The sequence below is a fragment of the Paenibacillus monticola genome, from assembly GCF_009664975.1.
GTDB lineage: Bacteria > Bacillota > Bacilli > Paenibacillales > Paenibacillaceae > Paenibacillus_AQ > Paenibacillus_AQ monticola.
The window spans coordinates 320321-338076 of sequence record NZ_WJXB01000007.1 but is presented as its reverse complement, the minus strand read 5'-3'; the positions used below and the strand labels follow the sequence as shown (position 1 = coordinate 338076).

The following is a 17756-nucleotide window of genomic DNA, read 5'->3' as shown; positions in this document are numbered from 1 at the left end:
AATATGATGTGACCAAGTTCATACAAACCAGTCTAAACATTAGCGTGTTTGACTGGTTTTTGTCTGTAAAATCCCTTGAAAATTCGTTGATTAAAAACCGTCCAGACGGTATAGTAAATCTAGAATATATATAAGGAGACGGCTAAGTATGAAAGGTGACAAGAGTTTTATTAAACAGGATTTAATCCTTAAAGCCGCCTCCAATATTGTCCAAAGGGATGGTGTGGCTCAACTGACGCTGGAAGCCTTGGCGAAGGAAGCCGGAATTAGCAAAGGAGGACTGTTGTACCATTTTTCAAGTAAGGAAGCTTTGATAAAAGGGATGATGGATAAGCTGAATGAGAGTTATGGAGCTGAAATCCAGCGCAAGGCAGAGGAGGATCAGCAGAGTCATGGCGCTTGGAGCCGGGCCTATGTTGAAGCTACTTTTAACGAGCTGGATTGTGGGGTAGATATGAGTTCGGCGTTATTCGCTGCTGCCTTTGCCAATCCGAAGCTACTTGAAGGCATGCAGGCGCAATATAAGGTCTGGCAGAGCCATATCGAAAATGACGGAACAGATAGTGTTCAGGCCACAATTGCTAGACTTGCTGCCGATGGACTGTGGTTCGCTGAGATGTTCGGATTGGCACCGCTCGATACGGATTTGAGGAACAAAGTATATCACGAGCTGATATCTTGGACTAAGGAGGAACGGCACTAATGGCTTATTTCTATTTGATGCTTTCTATTGCAGGTGAACTGTTTGGCACCTCCATGCTCAAAGCTTCACAAGGTTTTACACGACCGCTTCCGGCCGTAGGGGTTATTGTTGGCTTTCTATTTTCATTTTTCTTTCTATCCATAACCTTGAAATCAATCCCGCTAAATACAGCCTATGCCATCTGGTCTGGTATAGGATCAGTCGCCACGGTCATTATATCGGTACTGATCTGGAAAGAAAAAATCTCCCTTGGCAGCTTGATCGGTATAGCTTTAATTGTAATTGGTGTTGTCGTATTAAATTTCTTTGGCCCCGGACATAGCGATTCGCCGGAGGCAGCCAAGACAGAACAACTCTCACAGTGATTGAGGTGTCTACTAGTGTCTAAGCTTACCCGATTTATCAAGCCCTATTGGTTCGTAGCTTTCCTCGGGCCGCTCTTCATGCTGCTTGAGGTGTCTATGGATCTACTTCAGCCTAAATTAATGGCCAGTATTGTGAATCAAGGGGTCATTGCTGGCAATCAGAATCATATTACATATACAGGAGTACTCATGTTAGGCGCTGCATTAGTGGGTCTGATCGGAGGGGTTGGCTGCACGGTCTATTCCACGATTGCCTCCCAAAAGTTTGGTGCCGATTTACGTCAGGAGCTCTTTCAAAAAGTCCAGACATTGTCCATCCGCAGCCTGGATCGTTTGGGTTCAGGTTCTCTTGTCACAAGGCTTACCGGAGACATCGTTCAATTGCAGAATTTAGTGCTGATGGTGTTGAGGATGTTTGCCAGACAAGCCTTCCAGTTCGCAGGCAGTTTGATTATGGCCTTCATTATTAGCCCACGTTTGTCTCTAATTCTATTGGCGATGCTTCCGGTATTAGTGCTGCTGCTCGTTGTCACTACACGCCTGATGATTCCGCTATATGGAAGCGTGCAGGAGCGGCTGGATCGCGTGAATACGAAGATGCAGGAGAACTTGGCAGGAATTCGCGTCGTGAAGGCTTTTGTGCGCAATGAGCATGAAGAGAAAGGTTTTGGTACCAGCAATACTAATTACTTAATGGCTAGTCTAAAGGCGGCCAAGGCAGTCGCTATGAATAATCCTCTGATGTCGCTTATTCTTAACTTCAGCGTAGTCGCTGCCTTATGGTATGGAGGTGTGCTTTCGCGTGAGGGGACACTCTCGGTAGGTGATCTGGCCGCGTTTCTGACTTACATCTCGCAATTACTGTTCGCCACCCTTGGGATTGGCAACCAGATTATGATACTTTCAAGGGCCAAAGCTTCGGCCGATCGAGTAAATGAAGTGTTGTTGGAAACCCCTTCTGAGGCAGCAGATAAGGCGGAGGTAAATCTGACTAAGCCTGTTGTGCAACTGAAGGGGCGGTTGGAATTTCAACATGTGTCCTTTAGCTACGATGGTAATCCGGAGCACGCGGTGCTGAGTGATATTCATTTTAGCGTGGAAGCAGGACAGACTGTGGGGATCATCGGCGTCAACGGCTCTGGCAAATCCACGTTGGTCAGTTTAATCCCACGTCTCTATGAAGTGACCCATGGGGCAATTCGGATTGATTCGCACAACATCAATGAACTTGAGCCCGAGCGGTTACATCAGGAAGTAGGCATGGTACTTCAGCAGGCTATGCTTTTTAGCGGAACGATTATGGAGAATCTGCGTTACGGCAAACCTGAAGCTACACGCGAAGAAGTGGAAGTAGCAACTCAGCTAGCTCAGGCACATGATTTCATTATGGGGTTGCCGGAGGGCTATGATACGATTCTTGGTCAGCGTGGTGTGAATCTGTCGGGGGGACAGAAACAACGGATTTCGATAGCGAGAACCTTGCTCTTGAAACCGCAAATCATTATTTTAGATGACTGTACAAGTGCAGTAGATCTGAATACAGACCTGCTTATCCGGCAATCCCTGCAAAGCGTAATGAAGAATAGCACCTGTATTATTATTGGTCAAAGAATAGCGTCCATCGAACATGCCGATCTCATTCTGGTGCTCGAAAATGGACGGATCACCGCTAGCGGCACTCACAATGTACTGCTTCAGACCAGTCATCTCTACCGGGATATCGCCATATCCCAGCAAGGAGCTTAATCTTATGTCAACTACTGCTACTTTAAAAAGACTGGGGCAATACCTGCTGAAGTATCCTGTGCGTCTGATTTTGGTTTTCTTATTAACCCTAATGGCTGCAGGCCTAACCTTACTCGGTCCTTATCTAACAGGCGCAGCTCTGGACCGGTATATTATTCCCGGGCGTTACGAAGGTTTTCTGGAACTTTGTATCCTGCTAATCGCTGTAGCTATATTAAGCAGTCTGGTGTCCTGGTTGCAGAGCATTATCTTAGCTGAGGTGTCGCAGCGAACCGTCTGGAGTCTGCGCCGGGATCTTTTTCAGCATCTGCAGCAACTGCCCATTCCTTTCTTTGCCGGAAAAAGCCATGGCGAGCTCATGAGCCGCACGACCAATGATATTGATAACGTATCGAATACGTTGAATCAAAGTCTGGTGCAACTGATATCCAGTGTGATTATGCTGATTGGCTCCTTGACGATGATGCTCTTTTTAAATATATGGCTGACGCTTATTGCACTTGTAACAGCTCCTTTAATTACGTTCTTTGCCAAATGGATTTCCCGTAGAACACAGGTTCAATTCAAAGGCCAGCAGCAGGAGCTGGGTCAAATGAATGGTTTCATTGAAGAAACCGTGTCTGGGCATAAGGTCGTACACTTGTTCCACCAAGAGTCGCGGATCGCTGCGGAGTTTAACGAAACCAATGAGAGACTGAAGAAGGTCGGGATTCGAGCACAAATTTTCTCCGGGGTTATGGGGCCGTTCATGAACCTGTTCGGTCATACCACCTACCTGCTTATCGCAGCTGTGGGCGGCTGGCTGGCTGTAAGGGATCTAACAACGGTTGGTATTATCGTCAGTTTTCTGGGCTATTCACGACAATTCAGTGGTCCGCTGAATGAGGTAGCTAACCAGTACAATATGATACAAGCTGGAGTGGCCGGAGCAGAACGAGTCTTTGAAATTCTCGATATTCCTTCTGAATATGAGGATGAGGCTTCGCTTGGACATTTGAAGCCGATCACTGGCAAGGTTGAGTTCAAGGGCGTCAGCTTCCAGTATGATACTGGCAAAGAGATTTTAAAGGAAATCACCTTTACTGCCAACCCTGGAGAGACGATAGCTTTAGTAGGACCAACAGGTGCTGGGAAGACGACGATTGTGAATCTATTGGGGCGTTTTTTTGAGATTAACGAAGGTTCAATTTTGATTGATGGCACAGATATAAGTACCGTGAGCAAGAACAGTCTGCGAGCTCAACTTAGCATCGTGTTGCAGGATGCGCATCTTTTCTCAGGGACAATACGTGACAATATTCGCTACGGACGGCTTGAAGCTACGGATGAAGAAGTGGAAGAAGCGGCAGTGCAAGCTCATGCCCATCTGTTTATTTCCCGCTTAGCTCAAGGCTATCTAACCGAACTCTCCGCTGAAGGCGGGAATATTAGTCAGGGACAAAGACAACTGATCACGATCGCACGAGCGATTCTCGCCGATCGGGCTTTGCTGATTCTCGATGAAGCAACCAGCAGTGTCGATACGCTGGCAGAAATTCAGATCCAGAAGGCAATCAAGCAGGTGATTGCAGGCAGAACCAGCTTCATCATTGCCCATCGTCTGAGCACAATTCGCCATGCAGATACCATTCTGGTCATTAAGGACGGGCAGATTGTTGAACAAGGGAATCATGAGGAGCTCCTGCTTAGAGAAGGTCTATATTACGAGCTGCATGGCAGTGGGAAGGGTTTTGAGGAAGAGGAAGAGTCTGGCAAGATGGATGAATTAGAATTACTTCCTCCTTCATATGTGAAATAGAAAAATGCCCAGCCCATTTCTGTATAATGGATAGGCATTTTTATTCTATTTAGAACCCTTTATATTGAGGTTCTTCATTTTCCAATTCAGTTACACGGCTCTCAACCTGTTGAACAATTTGCTGCGTTTGCTGAGCAGCATTGGTGAACAGGTTTTTGGCATCCTGATTCTGAGTTTCCATGGCAAATTGCTCAAGACTGGCTTGTGCACTTTTTAATGAAGAGACGCAGGTCTTCACTTGTGAAGATACGGTCATTTAAGTTTTCCTCCTTTTTTGGTAGATCTACTATGAACGCTTACTATTATCTACCTGAGCTATGGCTGTCAATCAGGTAATATCTCCCTATCCTCAGCTTCATGAATTTTTCCATAAATAAGAAGTGAAATTGTAGGTTGATCGGATCTTCTTTGACAAATAATGAGTGTTACTGATATGCAGGATTAATAAAAGGAGGTTTATTGGAATGCCAGAATGGATAGAGGTTATTTTGCGAACGATTTTCGCGGTGGTTGCACTTTTCTTTTTAACGAAATTGCTGGGTAAACGACAGGTTTCGCAGCTTTCGTTCTTTGAGTATATTACAGGGATTACCCTCGGAAGTATAGCCGCATATGTGTCTCTGGATACGGATAAGACTTGGCATTTGGGGGTCATTGCACTGCTTGTCTGGGTGGTGTTCTCCTATGGAATTGAATATTTACAGATCAAAAGTAAAAAAGCACGGGATTTTATTGACTTCAAGGCCACAGTATTGATTAAAGACGGAAAGATCCTAGAAGATAATATGAAGAAGGAGCGTCTAACTACCGATGAATTGCTGGAGGAGCTGCGCAAGAAGGATGTGTTCAAAGTAGCTGATGTCGAGTTTGCGATCATGGAGTCAGACGGAGCCATCAACGTGCTGCTAACGCGGGAAAATCAACCACTGACACCAAAACATCTTGGCGTTAAGGTAGCACCGGAGCGGGAGACGCAGGCTGTCATTATGGACGGTAAGGTTCTAGATGAACCTCTGGATACTTTGGGCCTTACTCGTGGCTGGCTGCAGGGGCAGCTGGATAAACTCGGCTTTACCGTCGAGAATGTATTTCTGGGCCAAGTCGATTCTTACGGTGAACTGACTGTAGACTTATATGCAGACAAGGTGGAGGTTCCTCAGCCACAAGAGAAACCCCAATTATATGCTTTGCTAAAAAAATGTGAAGCGGATCTGGAAATGTTCAGTCTGTCTACGGAAAATAAAGCGGCCAAGCAAATGTATGAGCAGTGTTCTGAGCAATTGCAGGCGATACTAGTGACTCTAAAGCCATTGATACAGAGTTAGTTACCTCCTATTTTTAATTCCGCTGCAACGGCGCTATACTATAAAAGAATGTTATTTTAACTTTCGTTTATAGAGAGGATGCTGTTAATCGTGAAATATGTGAAACTGGGATCAACCGGTCTGGATGTATCTCGGATATGCCTTGGCTGTATGAGCTATGGCATTCCTGAACGTGGAGCACACGCCTGGACATTGAAGGAAGAACTGAGCCGGCCTTTTATTCAAAAAGCGCTTGAACTGGGCATTAATTTTTTTGATACAGCCAATGTTTATTCCGACGGGACTAGCGAAGAGATAGTCGGCCGCGCCCTGAAGGATTTGGCTACAAGGGATGAGGTAGTTATTGCTACCAAGGTGCACGGCCGTATGCGTCCAGGCCCTAACGGTGGAGGATTGTCACGCAAGGTGATCTTAAGCGAAATTGACCATAGTCTTAAACGTTTAGGAACTGATTATGTAGATCTGTATCAGATCCACCGCTGGGACAATGAAACCCCGATTGAAGAAACGATGGAGGCCTTGCATGATGTTGTTAAGTCCGGCAAGGCTCGTTATATTGGGGCCTCCTCCATGTATGCCTGGCAATTTCTTAAGGCGCTACATACAGCAGAACGAAATGGCTGGACTCGATTTGTCTCTATGCAGAACTATGTGAACCTGCTGTATCGTGAAGAAGAACGTGAAATGCTGCCACTGTGTGCAGCCGAAGGTATTGGAGTTATTCCTTGGAGTCCACTTGCACGTGGTCGGCTGACTAGGGATTGGGAAGTGACGAGCGCCCGCTCCGAAACGGATGAGTTCGGCAAAATACTCTATTCCAGAACAGATGAAGCAGATCGTATCGTTGCACTGAGAGTGAAGGAAATCGCTGAGGAACGTGGCGTTCCACGCGCACAGATTGCCTTGGCATGGGTCTTGCAAAAGCAGCCTGTAACCGCCCCGATTATCGGAGCAACGAAAATGCAGCATTTTGAGGATGCAGCAGAGGCCGTCGATCTCCAGCTTAGTACGGTCGAAATTCAACGTTTGGAAGAGCCTTATGTACCGCATCCGGTAATGGGTGGATTAAATTAACTGAAATTGAAAATTCTCTTTACCTACAAGGAATCGGCCCTGCGCTGGTTCCTTGTTGCTGTATTTAGAGGTGTTAAAGAGTATATTTTGGCAATGTTTTGGCAAACTAAGTCAGATGCTGAGGTACATAGAGGGAGGTGACAGGAATGCCGGAAAGTATGCTTGAGGTTATTAAAAGGCAATTGGCAGGCTGCAGTGATGCCGTATATCAGTCTATTCAGGTGCATGACCATTCTTGTCTTCTGATGTACATTCCATCCATCGTAGATACGCGAAGTTTGCAGGAGAATATCACTGCCGCATTAAAAGCAGAGGCCATCGCAGAAAATGATTGGACAGACTATATGAAGCGATTGGATCAGGGTTTTGCATTTAACATTCCTTATATCAAAGCTTATGATCCACATGAAGCAGCCGACCTTATTGTTGCTGGTAATGCGCTGTTATGTATCGAAGAACTCCCCTTCGTTTATTATTTTGAAATAAGCCAATATCAGAAAAGAGCTGTCTCTCAATCACAGAATGAGCTGGTGGTTATTGGTCCGCAAGAGGCTTTTATCGAGGATATTGAGAGCAACCTGTCTCTGCTTCGGCATAGAATCAAACACCCTGATTTAAAGACAAAGCATTATAGTATCGGGAAATATACGAAAACAGATGTTTATGTGGTTTACATAGAGGGTTTATATAAGCCTGAAATACTAGCCGAAATTGAAGAGACGCTGCAAGGAATCAGCACTGACGGTATTATGGGTATCAGCTATTTGGCGGAGTATTTGCGGCATAACAACTTCTCCCCGTTTCCTATATATCAATATACGGAACGTCCCGATTCTGTCGCTGCATCCTTAATGGAAGGACGAATCGGAATCCTACAGGATGGTACGCCCTCTGCTTTGCTTATGCCAACTACTTTTTTCACACTGCTGCAGTCCTCTGAGGATTATTATCAAAGCTTCTATGCAGGAAGCTGGATTCGGCTGGTCCGTTTATTTTTCTCCATTATATCGATGATTCTTCCTTCACTTTATGTGGCTATTACAACCTTTCATCCCGAGATTATTCCCTCCAACTTGTTGATAACTATTGCTTCGGCTAGGGAGAATATACCCTTCTCAGCTTTGACGGAAGCTATTATCATGGAGCTTACCTTTGAAGCCCTGAGAGAAGCGGGGACCCGAATACCCAAACCTGTTGGACAGACCGTCTCCATTATTGGCGGTATCGTCATTGGCCAAACCGCTGTGCAGGCCGGAATTGTCTCCGCCCCAATGGTTATTGTAGTTTCCATTACTGGAATTGCTTCCTACATCATTCCGCATCTTGAGCTGGGTTTGACCTTAAGACTACTCCGTTTTGTGTTGTTGTTGTTGGGTGGAACTATGGGTTTAATAGGTGTGTTTATTGCCGCTTTTGTTATTTATGGTCATTTGGCTAATCTCAAATCGTTCGGTACTCCGTATTTACAACCAGTTGCTCCGCTCATTTTTCAGGATTGGAAGGATACCTTGTTTCGCGTTCCAACCACGCATATGAGCAAACGCAGCTCGGCCTATACCAATAGGAATTTAAAGAGAAAGGGCCAAAAATGAGAACTCTGAAGCTAGGACTTATTCTATTGCTGCTGATAAATCTCACTGGATGCTGGTCCAAGGTAGAGCTTGATGAATTAATCTTTATTTATGGTTTATATATTGATTCTGGTAAGGAGCCGGGAACGGTCGAGGTTACGATTAGCGCGCCATTGCCCAATCGCCTGATGTCCGGACAGCAGTCTGGAAGTGGTAGTGGGGACGGAAAAACCTATACCACCGTTTCGAAGACAGCCGCTACATTGCCTGAGGCCATAAGCTCAATACAAAAGGATCTGACCCGTCAGTTGAATCTCGCTCATATCAAGGTAGTTGTGATAGGGAAAGAGTATGCGAAGCAGGGAATTAGTGAGTTACTGGAGTGGTTCAAAAGAGACCCAGGGTTCCCTCTGGGAACCTTTATCATGGCAAGTCCAGGGAGCGCAAAGGAAATCACCCACTTGACACCTATTTTCGAACAGCAGCCCTCTCAAGTGCTGATGGAATTCGCTGCAGAGAGATTTATGTTTGATACCACAGTAAAAGACTGCTTATTAGCAGAGGCCAACGGAATGGGATTTGTCATGAACTATCTTTCCTTTGGCATGAAGTCTGAGACTACTGAGCAAGGAAAGCCGGAGTATTGGGCGGGAATTCAAGGAGCAATGCTATTTCAAGACGGAAAGATGGAAGGGACGCTCAAGGTTAAAAAGAGCAAGGCATTGTCTTGGGCTGGAGGTCATCTGAGATTCCCCCACTATTCAATAACCTGGGATGATGGTAAGAGTACTGCAACAGCAATATTCATTAGCTCCAAATCCTCAAAGGCAGTAACTATGTTCAAGAATAGACCTGTCTTCAAGGTGCAGTTAAAGGGAAGGATGAGTATCATTTTTATGAAAGACACAAAGAACAGAACCTTGGACAAAGTGGAACACTTAATCGTGACTAAACTTCAGAATATAGTAACCGAAGATGTAGCAAAAGCAATTCAGAAAACTCAGGAAGCGGGCACTGATGTTCTACAGCTTGGCATGTTAATGGAGTGGAATTATCCGAAGAAATGGGAAAAGCTCCGTGAGCAGTGGAATGATTATTATGCACATGACGCTGATATACAAGTTACAGCGGATTTTCAAATCGATGATTTTGGAACAGAGAAATAACCTCAGAAGAAGGGAGAACTTATGCGTACCTCGAAATGGCAATTATTTCGCTTTGCTATAGTCTATTTCAGTTCACAAACTAATATTTTTCTGATTCCAACCATTATCACAAGCTCTTCGTATCAAGGTTGGATTTCCTTATTTGTTGGCTGTGGATTAAGTTTGATTGTGTTATGGTTTACTATCCACTTAGGAAAGATAAAACAGAATCAGGCATGGGTGAACTTTGGTAAAGATATTGTCGGCAAATGGGTGCATAAGTTTATGCTTATCTTGCTACTAAGCTGGTGTGTATACTATGCCTCCTTTGATATCGAGAATTTTGTCTTATTTTTCGGTTCGAATTACTTAAGAGGTACTCCACCTTTATTCATTCAATGTGTTATTGGGGTAGTAATTATGTATACAGCAAGTCTTGGGTTTTCTACGATAGTGTATATGTCAGATGGAATTTTCTTGATATTTGTAGTTGCGATTACCTTTACGTTCTATTTGTTCATCCCTGATGCTGACTTTAATATGCTGCCGGCGTTCCTGCATTACCATGATCCGGGACTTGCTATCAAAGACTCCATTATGGTGATGACATGGTTTGCCGAATGGGTTGTGTTTTTATTTGTGGCTCCTGATTTGAAAATAGAAATTAAAATGCTGAAGAGATTGATGCTTGCCGGGGTCTGTGTATTCTTAACCGTCTTGATCGGCTGGATGCTGACCTTGCTTAATTTCGGCCCTCATTTGAGCAAGGATCTGCAATATCCTTTCCTGGAGATGATCCGTAGTTCCTCGTATGATGATCTGCTGGGAAACTCTGACCCTCTTTTAATTGGATTATGGTCATCCTCCATGTTTATTCACAGTTCCTTCCTGATTTATGTTGCATCTAGATGTGCTTCCTATCTAACTAAAGGACGAGGCAAGAAGTACCTGGTTCCTGGATTAACTGTGATTTCAATAGCTATCGCTTTTTATTACTCCCGCAATCTGGCCGCTTATTTCAAACAGTACAATTCCTTTGCAGTTGTTATTCTATGGCTCATTATAGAATGCATCCCCGTCTATTACACGATTATAGCCTTCCTGCGATTTCGAAAGAAAGAGAATAAAGTAACACGCTGAAGAAGCAATGGTATTTTGGGGAATTATATTTTGGATGCGCTTTCTGTTATGATTATACTATTATATACATATCCTTTCTTCAGAAACGGACGGTGTTCTTCTTAATGAATCTTCAAGAGGTAACAGAACTTATTGAATCTATCAGGGCCAATCTGGCCAAAGTCATTGTCGGTAAAAAAGATGGAGTGGATCTGCTATTAACTGCGCTCCTTGCAAACGGTCATGTTCTATTAGAAGATGTGCCCGGCACGGGCAAAACACTGCTGGCCAAGGCGCTCGCCCGCTCGCTGGATTGCTCCTTCAAGCGTATTCAATTTACGCCGGATTTGCTTCCTTCCGATTTAAGCGGAATTAACTACTATAATCAGAAGTCAGGTGAGTTCCAATTCCGCCCGGGTCCCGTTTTTGCCAATCTATTACTTGCGGATGAGATCAACCGTGCAACACCGCGGACACAATCAGCATTGCTGGAGAGCATGGAAGAGCGGCAGATCACCATTGATGGGGTTACGCACGGACTGGAAGCGCCGTTTCTGGTTATTGCCACACAGAATCCGATAGATAATCAGGGCACCTTTCCGCTGCCGGAGGCACAGCTTGACCGTTTCCTGATGCGCATTACGTCAGGTTATCCGTCGTTCGAGGAAGGCATCCACATTCTGCAGCGGTTCCGCCAGAACAATCCGCTCGATGATATGGTTGCTGTCGCAAATGGACGAGACATCCAGGAGGCGCAACGTTTCGCAGCTTCTGTCAGTATTAGTGATGATTTGCTGGCCTATATTATCCGAATTACAGAAGCTACCCGGAAGTCTACAGCAGTGAAATTAGGGGCAAGTCCCCGCGCCAGCGGAGCCTTGCTTAGATCTGCGCAAAGTTATGCACTGCTCCAAGGAAGAGCATATGTAACACCGGATGATATCAAAGCAGTGGCCGTAGCTGTACTTGCCCATCGTATTCTTTTGCAGCATGGACTAAAATCACGTGAGGATCAGGGCGCAGCAATTGTGCTGCAAGTGCTTCGCGAGGTGGAGGTGCCGGCTGAACCCTCAACCCTCCTCAGAGGCGGAAGGGGGATCTAAGCTATGGCTTTGCCCTGGTTTATCGTCTCCATAATTGTGCTGTTGTTGCTCATCTCAGGAGTGTACCAACGAAATGCGTTGAAGGCGGTCAGCTATTCCCGCTATTTCTCAACGAGGGCCGCTTATGAAGGTGAAGACATCGAAATGGTCGAAGAGATCGTCAATGCGAAGCTGTTGCCTTTACCTTGGCTGCGGCTGGAATCTAGTATTGCCCGCGGGCTGGAATTCGGAAGACAGGAGAATCTGGGGATTAGCACCGGGGAGATCTATCAGAATCATATTAGCTTATTTTATCTTCGAGCTTACCGTCATATTAAACGTCGCCATCTCGTGACCTGTCAGCGGCGTGGCTTGTACCATCTGGAGTCGGTCACCATGACCACCGGTGATCTTTTTGGGTTAATCCGTATGGCACAGACCTTCCCATTGCAGCTCGAACTGTTGGTCTACCCAGTGCTCATGGATTTAGAGGAGCTGCCTTTGCCCATTCATAGCTGGTTAGGTGAGCTACCCGTGAAAAGATGGATCGTAGAGGACCCTTTCCTGACCGCGGGCATCCGCGAGTACAGCTCAGGGGACTCCATGGGCTTGGTGAACTGGAAGGCTACGGCCCGTTCGGGCAGCATGCAGGTGCATAAGAAAGATTACACAGCCGATTCACGGCTGGTGATTTGCTTAAACGTGGAGATAAGCGATTCTATGTGGAGGACCGTAACGGATATCGAACGAATCGAACTGGGCATTCGGTATGTGGCTACGATAGCTGAATATGCACTGCAGCATGGAATTGAGACAGGCTTCATCAGTAATGGAAGACTCGATGATGGGGGAGCTAGAGAGCCCATTCAAGCAGAGCCGATGTCTCAGTTGGAGGATATTCTGGTGCTGCTGGCTAAGCTGAATCTGGACAGAACTTTGCCTATGAACAGGCTGCTGGAGCTGCAGGCGGAGTCGGGGGTCCGAGACACAGATTTTCTAATTATCAGTTGTCATCAGGGAGCAGAGCTGCAGATGGCTGCCGGACAGCTGAGTCAGCTGGGAAATGGCGTGGAATGGCTGAATATTCCAGAGCAGGGGAGAGATAGCGCATGAAGCAGCCAGAGACAAATTTTCTAAGACAATCCTTAAAGCTCTGGTTATCCTGTTTAATAGAGCTGCTATTATATATGCCGCTTTTGGTTCTGCTTCAGGTCTATTTACTTCCTGAGCAGGCTGGCCTGCCATGGGTCTACATACTTCCACTTCTATCTTTGGTTGGTGTATTTCTGCGAGATTACTGTAATCTCAAGTGGAAACAGCTAGTAGTTGCACTGGGGCTAGGACTTGTTCTTGGAGTTATTTCTAGCGGTATTTCTATTACAGGAATTCCGATGATAGTCGCTGGTTTCATCTGTACCTACCAGGGTATGACTGCAGATTCACGCCCTGACCGTTTCAAAATCTATTGGGCGGGTATAGTTCTCTATTTTATCGCTACGATTGTCTTTCATAGAATTCCTGCCTTGCAGGACAGCAGTACGTTATTAAACTGGAGCGGCAGTCTATGTCTTGTCCTGGCCTTATTCATGTCCAATAGTAATTACTTACGGTACAGCTCCTTCTCCAGGGAATCCACAAGGTTGCCAAAAGGACTGCTGCGGCATAACCGACTGTTTGTAATTGCCATTGTAATTGCTGGCGCAGTGCTGGCTGCTGGCGCTGGGAGATTCATTGGTGTTCTGCTCTGGAATACCGTTCGAATGATCCTTGGGTGGGTCAGTCGTTTGTTTGCTGGCTCGGAAACACCTCCGCCCCCACAAAGTGCGCCAGTCGCAACTCCCCCTGTGCTTCCACAGGGTCCGGCTAACGAACCTGGCCTATTGGCTGCAATCCTTAATATCTCTTTTTATATCTTAGCTGCATTAGCCATTGGAGCTTTAGCCTACTTTGCTCTCCGCTATCTGTACAGAAATACGAGCGGGATCTGGCGAAGAGCAATAGATCGCCTGCTGTCTATGCTGCGTAAGGAACGAATCCCGACGGCAAATGACGCTTTTCTTGATGAGGAGAAGAATATATTCACCTGGGAAAAGACAGTGCAAGGCCTGAAGGATTACTGGAGCACCAAGCTGAACCTAGGCGGACGCCAGGATCGTTGGGAGCAGATGAAGGGGAATCGTGAGCGCGTCAGATGGTTATACCGGCACTGGTTAGGCTCAAAGAGCGAAAGCGGTTATGAAGTGAAGCAGTACCTCACTCCACTGGAGACAAGAACAGATATCCTGAAGTGGTCTGATCTCAAGAACCGTACGCATAAAGGGGATAAAGACTCCGTAACAACGCCGGATAATCTGCTTAAGCTGTATGAGGAAGTCAGATACGGTGAACAGGAACCTTCCGAAGCTGATGTGACTGCATTGAAAAAAGAATTAAAGTTGTAAGGAGTCTCAATTACCAAAAATAGCGCAATAGCATTAACGAAATGATTCCAGTCACTACTGTTCCGAGCAGGCTGCGTGTTTTGATGGCTATCCAAAACGTGGGTAGAGCGGCAATAATCTCCAGATTATTTGAAGAAAGCATCAACTCTCCATCCTGTATGAACAGCTCTTGAGCAATCAAAGCAGACATGACGGCAATCGGAACAAAATTTAGCCAACGCATCCCCCAGGCGGGGATGGTAATCCGGCTCAGCAGCATGAGTGGCAGAACCCGTGGAATAAAGGTTACCAGGGCTGCACCGATAATAATGAAGAAGTTATCCGCGCTTATCTCCATTTATCAATCACCATTCCAATCGTTGAAGCGACAAGCGTTGCAGCAATAACACCTATGCTTGGTGACCACAAAAGAGAAACACCAACAGCTATCAGCACAGCTATTAGCGCGACTACGATATCAACAGCAAATTTGCTTCTACTTAGCAATGTAAGTACTAGCAGTCCAATGAACATTGCAGGCAATGCAAAATCAAGACCCAATGATTCTGGATTCGAGATCCATTGTCCCAAAAGAGCTCCAGCTATATTCGCTATGAACCAGTTGAGATAAGCGGTGATATTTAAACCGTGCATCCATCGTTCACTGATCTTATGTTTCTTCGCGCTCTCATTAATCGCTACCCCAAAGGTTTCATCGGTGAGCAATGAACCTATCAGCATATTGCGCAGGGGCGTCAGGTGCCGGAAATAAGGCGACAAAGCTGCACTGAGCAGTAGATGTCGAAGATTCACAAATAATATAGTAATTACAATGCTGGTTGCAGTACTTCCAGCAGCGATCATCCCGGCCGCTATAAACTGGGCGGAGCCAGCATATAGAATGATAGACATCATCGCAATTTCAGCTACGGAAAGCCCCGCTGTTTTCTCAACAACGCCAGCCGCAAAGCCGATGCTTAAATATCCCAGCAAAGTAGGAAGGCAATCTTTGACTCCCTGCATAAAGCTGGCTTCACTTTCCGGGACCGCGTGTGACTCTAATAGAGCGGTTTCCAGCTTCACTTGTATGTTCACCTCACTGAAAAAAATTTATTAGGCTATGTATAACTGTAAACTACCAAAGTTCATTACACTATAAAAGCAATTCAGATATCTGTCAATTCACAGCGGATTGGATTGTTATTATGAACAAAGAAGCCCTCGTCGTTATAGACAAGGGCTTCTTCTTGCACTGCTTTATATATCAATACAACACTAACACTCCGAAACCTTCTAACGTATGTGTTCCTACTATCAGTTGGTCGGTTAACAAATCTCTTTTTTCTTCTTTCAGCAGGATAGCCATAGGTTCTTTACTATAGTTAAGCAAGAAGGTATAACTGGAGGAATCGCTCTCACGGATTTGCAACTCTACATCTGTAGGAAGCTCAAGCCATGCTGCTGCAGGAGACTGAAGTCCCAAGTGGTTGATGATTTGAACTGCCGCGTCCTCGTTGAATACAGCCCCATAATACCAAACTTCGCCTTTGCCACGTTGGTTCCGCGTCACGGCCGGTTTGCCAGCATAATAATCACTGGCATAGCTGCCCATGACCTCAACGGAGTCTTCTACTACTTGTAGAATTTCATTAAAAGAATCTGCCCCGGTAAGCAATTCCGGTTCATCTGCCCAGCTTATGAAGGTAGGAAGGCGTGTTCCCTTCACCATTGTAAATTCCTCCACTGTAATGCCGCAGAGTGACTGGGCTGCTCCAGGAAAAGGACGCATATAACATTGGCCGCGCTTATCCTTATAACCCGTTCTGCAGCCAAAGATCAGCTTGCCACCTTGGAGAACATAGGCATCCAATAAAGCGGCCGTCTCGTCAGCTAGGATGGCTGGATGCGGATAGATCAACACTTCGTAACGGGTAAGTTCCTCAAGTGTAGTCTTGCTACGTAAGTAGAGTACGTCATTCGGAATATGCTTGTGTTGCAGCGCCTTAAACCATTCCTTGTTGCTCTGCCACATAAAAGGACCATGCCATACATCGTATTCTCCGTCCCACTCGTTATCATAATCACGGACAATCGCTACCTTAGCTTGGGTAACTGTTCCGACAATTGCTTGACCTGATGCTACTAGCTCTTGGCCGATCTGTGCCGCTTCCCGCACTCTACGGTTGGGCTGGTTATGGTAATCATTAATTCCGTGCCAATAGATTTCATTCCCCATCGTAGCCGTCCGCCAGCGGAAATAGAGCACCATATCAGCACCGTGTGCGATAGATTGATAGGTCCATAAACGCATCTGCCCCGGTTTTGGTGAAGGCATATCCATCCGGTTCACCCAACCTCCAGGACCGGATTGCTGTTCCATAATACAGAAATTAGGCGAGATTGAGCGCACCGCCGACAATGAGAGGCCCCAGCCGCGATCCCGAAGTGGATTCACTTCAGCAGCATCATAATAAATGCTGGAGAACTGCGGATACGAATCATAGCTGAAGAAATCCAGCAACTGATCGTTCAGCTCATGGCTGTCGAGATGCCCGAATAAACCATTGGTGGTCACCCATTGCTGGGGTGCTTTGGCGCGGATGATATCCGCTTGTATTTTGGCGAAGGCTATGGTGTTGTCGGAAATAAAACGCTTCTCGTCCAACGCCTGATGCGGATTGGGTTGTTTGGGGGATGGGGTTGGCCGCGGCAAATAGACCTGTGACCAGTCACTGTAACTCTGATTCCAGAATACGGCACCCCAGGCTTCGTTCAGCTTATCCAGCGACTCGTATTTGTGCTGCAGCCATTTTCTGAAAGCCGTGTGATCACTCTCGGAGTAGAATTCACTGATTTCGCAGTTAAGTTCGTTATCTATCTGCCAGCCGACCACACCCGGGTGATTGCCATAATGATCTGCTAACTGACCCGCAATCTCTGCACAAAGCTGGTGGTATTTGGGACTGCTGTAGTTATAATGGCGCCGCATACCATGCTGCAGGGTTACTCCTTCATAGGTTACATTCAGCACTTCGGGATACTTCTCCGTAAGCCAAGCGGGAGGAGTAGCTGTCGGTGTTCCCAGTACAACCTTAAGTCCATAACTGTGAGCCAGATCGATGGCACGGTCAAACAAACCAAATTGAAAGTTGCCCTCCTGCGGTTCAAAAATAGACCAGGCGAATTCGCCCATACGAATGATTGTAAAGCCCATTTCTACCATGCGGCGGTAATCATCAGCCCACATGCTTTCAGGCCAATGCTCCGGGTAATAACAGACACCAAGCTCGAATTGTTCCTTAGCGACAAGTTTATTCATAGTGACCTCCAAAGTATTAAATATATGCTTTATTTCCTATACTCATCTATTGTAGTATCAGTAGTAAGGAGTTTTATATAACAGAATAT

The 17756-nt window shown here is 45.9% G+C and carries 16 protein-coding genes; 12 read left to right on the top strand and 4 right to left on the bottom strand.

Translation table 11 applies throughout. The features are described from left to right. The first annotated feature begins 148 nt into the window (after positions 1-148). From GJB61_RS19345 to GJB61_RS19330, 4 genes are read left to right on the top strand one after another with little or no spacing between them, the layout of a single operon-like run. Positions 149-703, top strand: a complete 555-nt coding sequence (locus GJB61_RS19345) for a TetR/AcrR family transcriptional regulator (RefSeq protein WP_154120656.1) — start codon at positions 149-151, stop codon at positions 701-703. Continuing rightward, positions 703-1068: a DMT family transporter gene (locus GJB61_RS19340; protein ID WP_154120655.1), complete on the top strand. Its 366-nt coding sequence runs from the start codon at positions 703-705 to the stop codon at positions 1066-1068. Before GJB61_RS19345 ends, GJB61_RS19340 begins: the two co-directional genes overlap by 1 nt. Before the next feature lie 15 nt (positions 1069-1083). Continuing rightward, on the top strand, positions 1084-2814 hold the full coding sequence (locus GJB61_RS19335; RefSeq protein ID WP_338115953.1) for an ABC transporter ATP-binding protein: 1731 nt from the start codon (positions 1084-1086) through the stop codon (positions 2812-2814). A 4-nt stretch (positions 2815-2818) separates the two neighbouring features. Then, positions 2819-4612, top strand: a complete 1794-nt coding sequence (locus GJB61_RS19330) for an ABC transporter ATP-binding protein (protein ID WP_229522016.1) — start codon at positions 2819-2821, stop codon at positions 4610-4612. A gap of 49 nt (positions 4613-4661) precedes the next feature. Here GJB61_RS19330 and GJB61_RS19325 read toward each other — a convergent pair whose 3' ends face one another. After that, positions 4662-4868, bottom strand: a complete 207-nt coding sequence (locus GJB61_RS19325; RefSeq protein ID WP_154120654.1) for a DUF1657 domain-containing protein — start codon at positions 4866-4868, stop codon at positions 4662-4664. A 208-nt stretch (positions 4869-5076) separates the two neighbouring features. On the opposite strand from GJB61_RS19325, the gene GJB61_RS19320 reads away from it, so the two are divergent. The 8 genes from GJB61_RS19320 (at position 5077) to GJB61_RS19285 (ending at position 14369) form a co-directional block, all read left to right on the top strand. Next, positions 5077-5937: a DUF421 domain-containing protein gene (locus GJB61_RS19320; protein ID WP_154120653.1), complete on the top strand. Its 861-nt coding sequence runs from the start codon at positions 5077-5079 to the stop codon at positions 5935-5937. Positions 5938-6027: 90 nt separating this feature from the next. Further along, positions 6028-7011: an aldo/keto reductase gene (locus tag GJB61_RS19315; RefSeq protein ID WP_338115952.1), complete on the top strand. Its 984-nt coding sequence runs from the start codon at positions 6028-6030 to the stop codon at positions 7009-7011. 146 nt (positions 7012-7157) lie between these two features. Beyond that, entirely contained in the window at positions 7158-8603 is a 1446-nt protein-coding gene (locus tag GJB61_RS19310; RefSeq protein WP_154120651.1) for a spore germination protein, read from the top strand. Then, a complete protein-coding gene (locus tag GJB61_RS19305; RefSeq protein WP_154120650.1) occupies positions 8600-9748 on the top strand; it encodes a Ger(x)C family spore germination protein in 1149 nt (382 codons plus the stop codon). Before GJB61_RS19310 ends, GJB61_RS19305 begins: the two co-directional genes overlap by 4 nt. 21 nt (positions 9749-9769) lie before the next feature. After that, positions 9770-10867 (top strand): GerAB/ArcD/ProY family transporter, encoded by a 1098-nt coding sequence (locus GJB61_RS19300; RefSeq protein WP_154120649.1) that lies wholly within the window; start codon positions 9770-9772, stop codon positions 10865-10867. Positions 10868-10971: 104 nt separating this feature from the next. Continuing rightward, positions 10972-11949 carry an AAA family ATPase gene (locus tag GJB61_RS19295; RefSeq protein ID WP_154120648.1) on the top strand — a complete coding sequence of 326 codons (978 nt, stop codon included), beginning with the start codon at positions 10972-10974 and terminating at the stop codon, positions 11947-11949. A gap of 3 nt (positions 11950-11952) precedes the next feature. Beyond that, complete coding sequence (locus tag GJB61_RS19290) at positions 11953-13041, top strand: DUF58 domain-containing protein (RefSeq protein WP_154120647.1); 1089 nt, start codon at positions 11953-11955, stop codon at positions 13039-13041. Beyond that, positions 13038-14369, top strand: a complete 1332-nt coding sequence (locus tag GJB61_RS19285; protein WP_154120646.1) for a hypothetical protein — start codon at positions 13038-13040, stop codon at positions 14367-14369. Before GJB61_RS19290 ends, GJB61_RS19285 begins: the two co-directional genes overlap by 4 nt. Before the next feature lie 10 nt (positions 14370-14379). Here the strand turns inward: GJB61_RS19285 and GJB61_RS19280 are convergent, their stop codons facing one another. From GJB61_RS19280 to GJB61_RS19270, 3 genes are all read right to left on the bottom strand, one after another. Further along, positions 14380-14706 (bottom strand): AzlD domain-containing protein, encoded by a 327-nt coding sequence (locus GJB61_RS19280; protein WP_154120645.1) that lies wholly within the window; start codon positions 14704-14706, stop codon positions 14380-14382. After that, positions 14697-15371, bottom strand: a complete 675-nt coding sequence (locus GJB61_RS19275) for an AzlC family ABC transporter permease (RefSeq protein WP_154120767.1) — start codon at positions 15369-15371, stop codon at positions 14697-14699. Before GJB61_RS19275 ends, GJB61_RS19280 begins: the two co-directional genes overlap by 10 nt. Positions 15372-15612: 241 nt before the next feature. After that, positions 15613-17667: a beta-galactosidase gene (locus GJB61_RS19270; protein WP_154120644.1), complete on the bottom strand. Its 2055-nt coding sequence runs from the start codon at positions 17665-17667 to the stop codon at positions 15613-15615. Positions 17668-17756: the final 89 nt, after the last annotated feature.

Bases quoted from the DNA above. Each gene is read 5' to 3' on its own strand.
- GJB61_RS19345 (WP_154120656.1), top strand. From the start codon at position 149: ATGAAAGGTGACAAGAGTTTTATTAAACAGGATTTAATCCTTAAAGCC.
- GJB61_RS19340 (WP_154120655.1), top strand. From the start codon at position 703: ATGGCTTATTTCTATTTGATGCTTTCTATTGCAGGTGAACTGTTTGGC.
- GJB61_RS19330 (WP_229522016.1), top strand. From the start codon at position 2,819: ATGTCAACTACTGCTACTTTAAAAAGACTGGGGCAATACCTGCTGAAG.
- GJB61_RS19325 (WP_154120654.1), bottom strand. From the start codon at position 4,868: ATGACCGTATCTTCACAAGTGAAGACCTGCGTCTCTTCATTAAAAAGT.
- GJB61_RS19320 (WP_154120653.1), top strand. From the start codon at position 5,077: ATGCCAGAATGGATAGAGGTTATTTTGCGAACGATTTTCGCGGTGGTT.
- GJB61_RS19310 (WP_154120651.1), top strand. From the start codon at position 7,158: ATGCCGGAAAGTATGCTTGAGGTTATTAAAAGGCAATTGGCAGGCTGC.
- GJB61_RS19305 (WP_154120650.1), top strand. From the start codon at position 8,600: ATGAGAACTCTGAAGCTAGGACTTATTCTATTGCTGCTGATAAATCTC.
- GJB61_RS19300 (WP_154120649.1), top strand. From the start codon at position 9,770: ATGCGTACCTCGAAATGGCAATTATTTCGCTTTGCTATAGTCTATTTC.
- GJB61_RS19295 (WP_154120648.1), top strand. From the start codon at position 10,972: ATGAATCTTCAAGAGGTAACAGAACTTATTGAATCTATCAGGGCCAAT.
- GJB61_RS19290 (WP_154120647.1), top strand. From the start codon at position 11,953: ATGGCTTTGCCCTGGTTTATCGTCTCCATAATTGTGCTGTTGTTGCTC.
- GJB61_RS19285 (WP_154120646.1), top strand. From the start codon at position 13,038: ATGAAGCAGCCAGAGACAAATTTTCTAAGACAATCCTTAAAGCTCTGG.
- GJB61_RS19280 (WP_154120645.1), bottom strand. From the start codon at position 14,706: ATGGAGATAAGCGCGGATAACTTCTTCATTATTATCGGTGCAGCCCTG.
- GJB61_RS19275 (WP_154120767.1), bottom strand. From the start codon at position 15,371: ATGCAGGGAGTCAAAGATTGCCTTCCTACTTTGCTGGGATATTTAAGC.
- GJB61_RS19270 (WP_154120644.1), bottom strand. From the start codon at position 17,667: ATGAATAAACTTGTCGCTAAGGAACAATTCGAGCTTGGTGTCTGTTAT.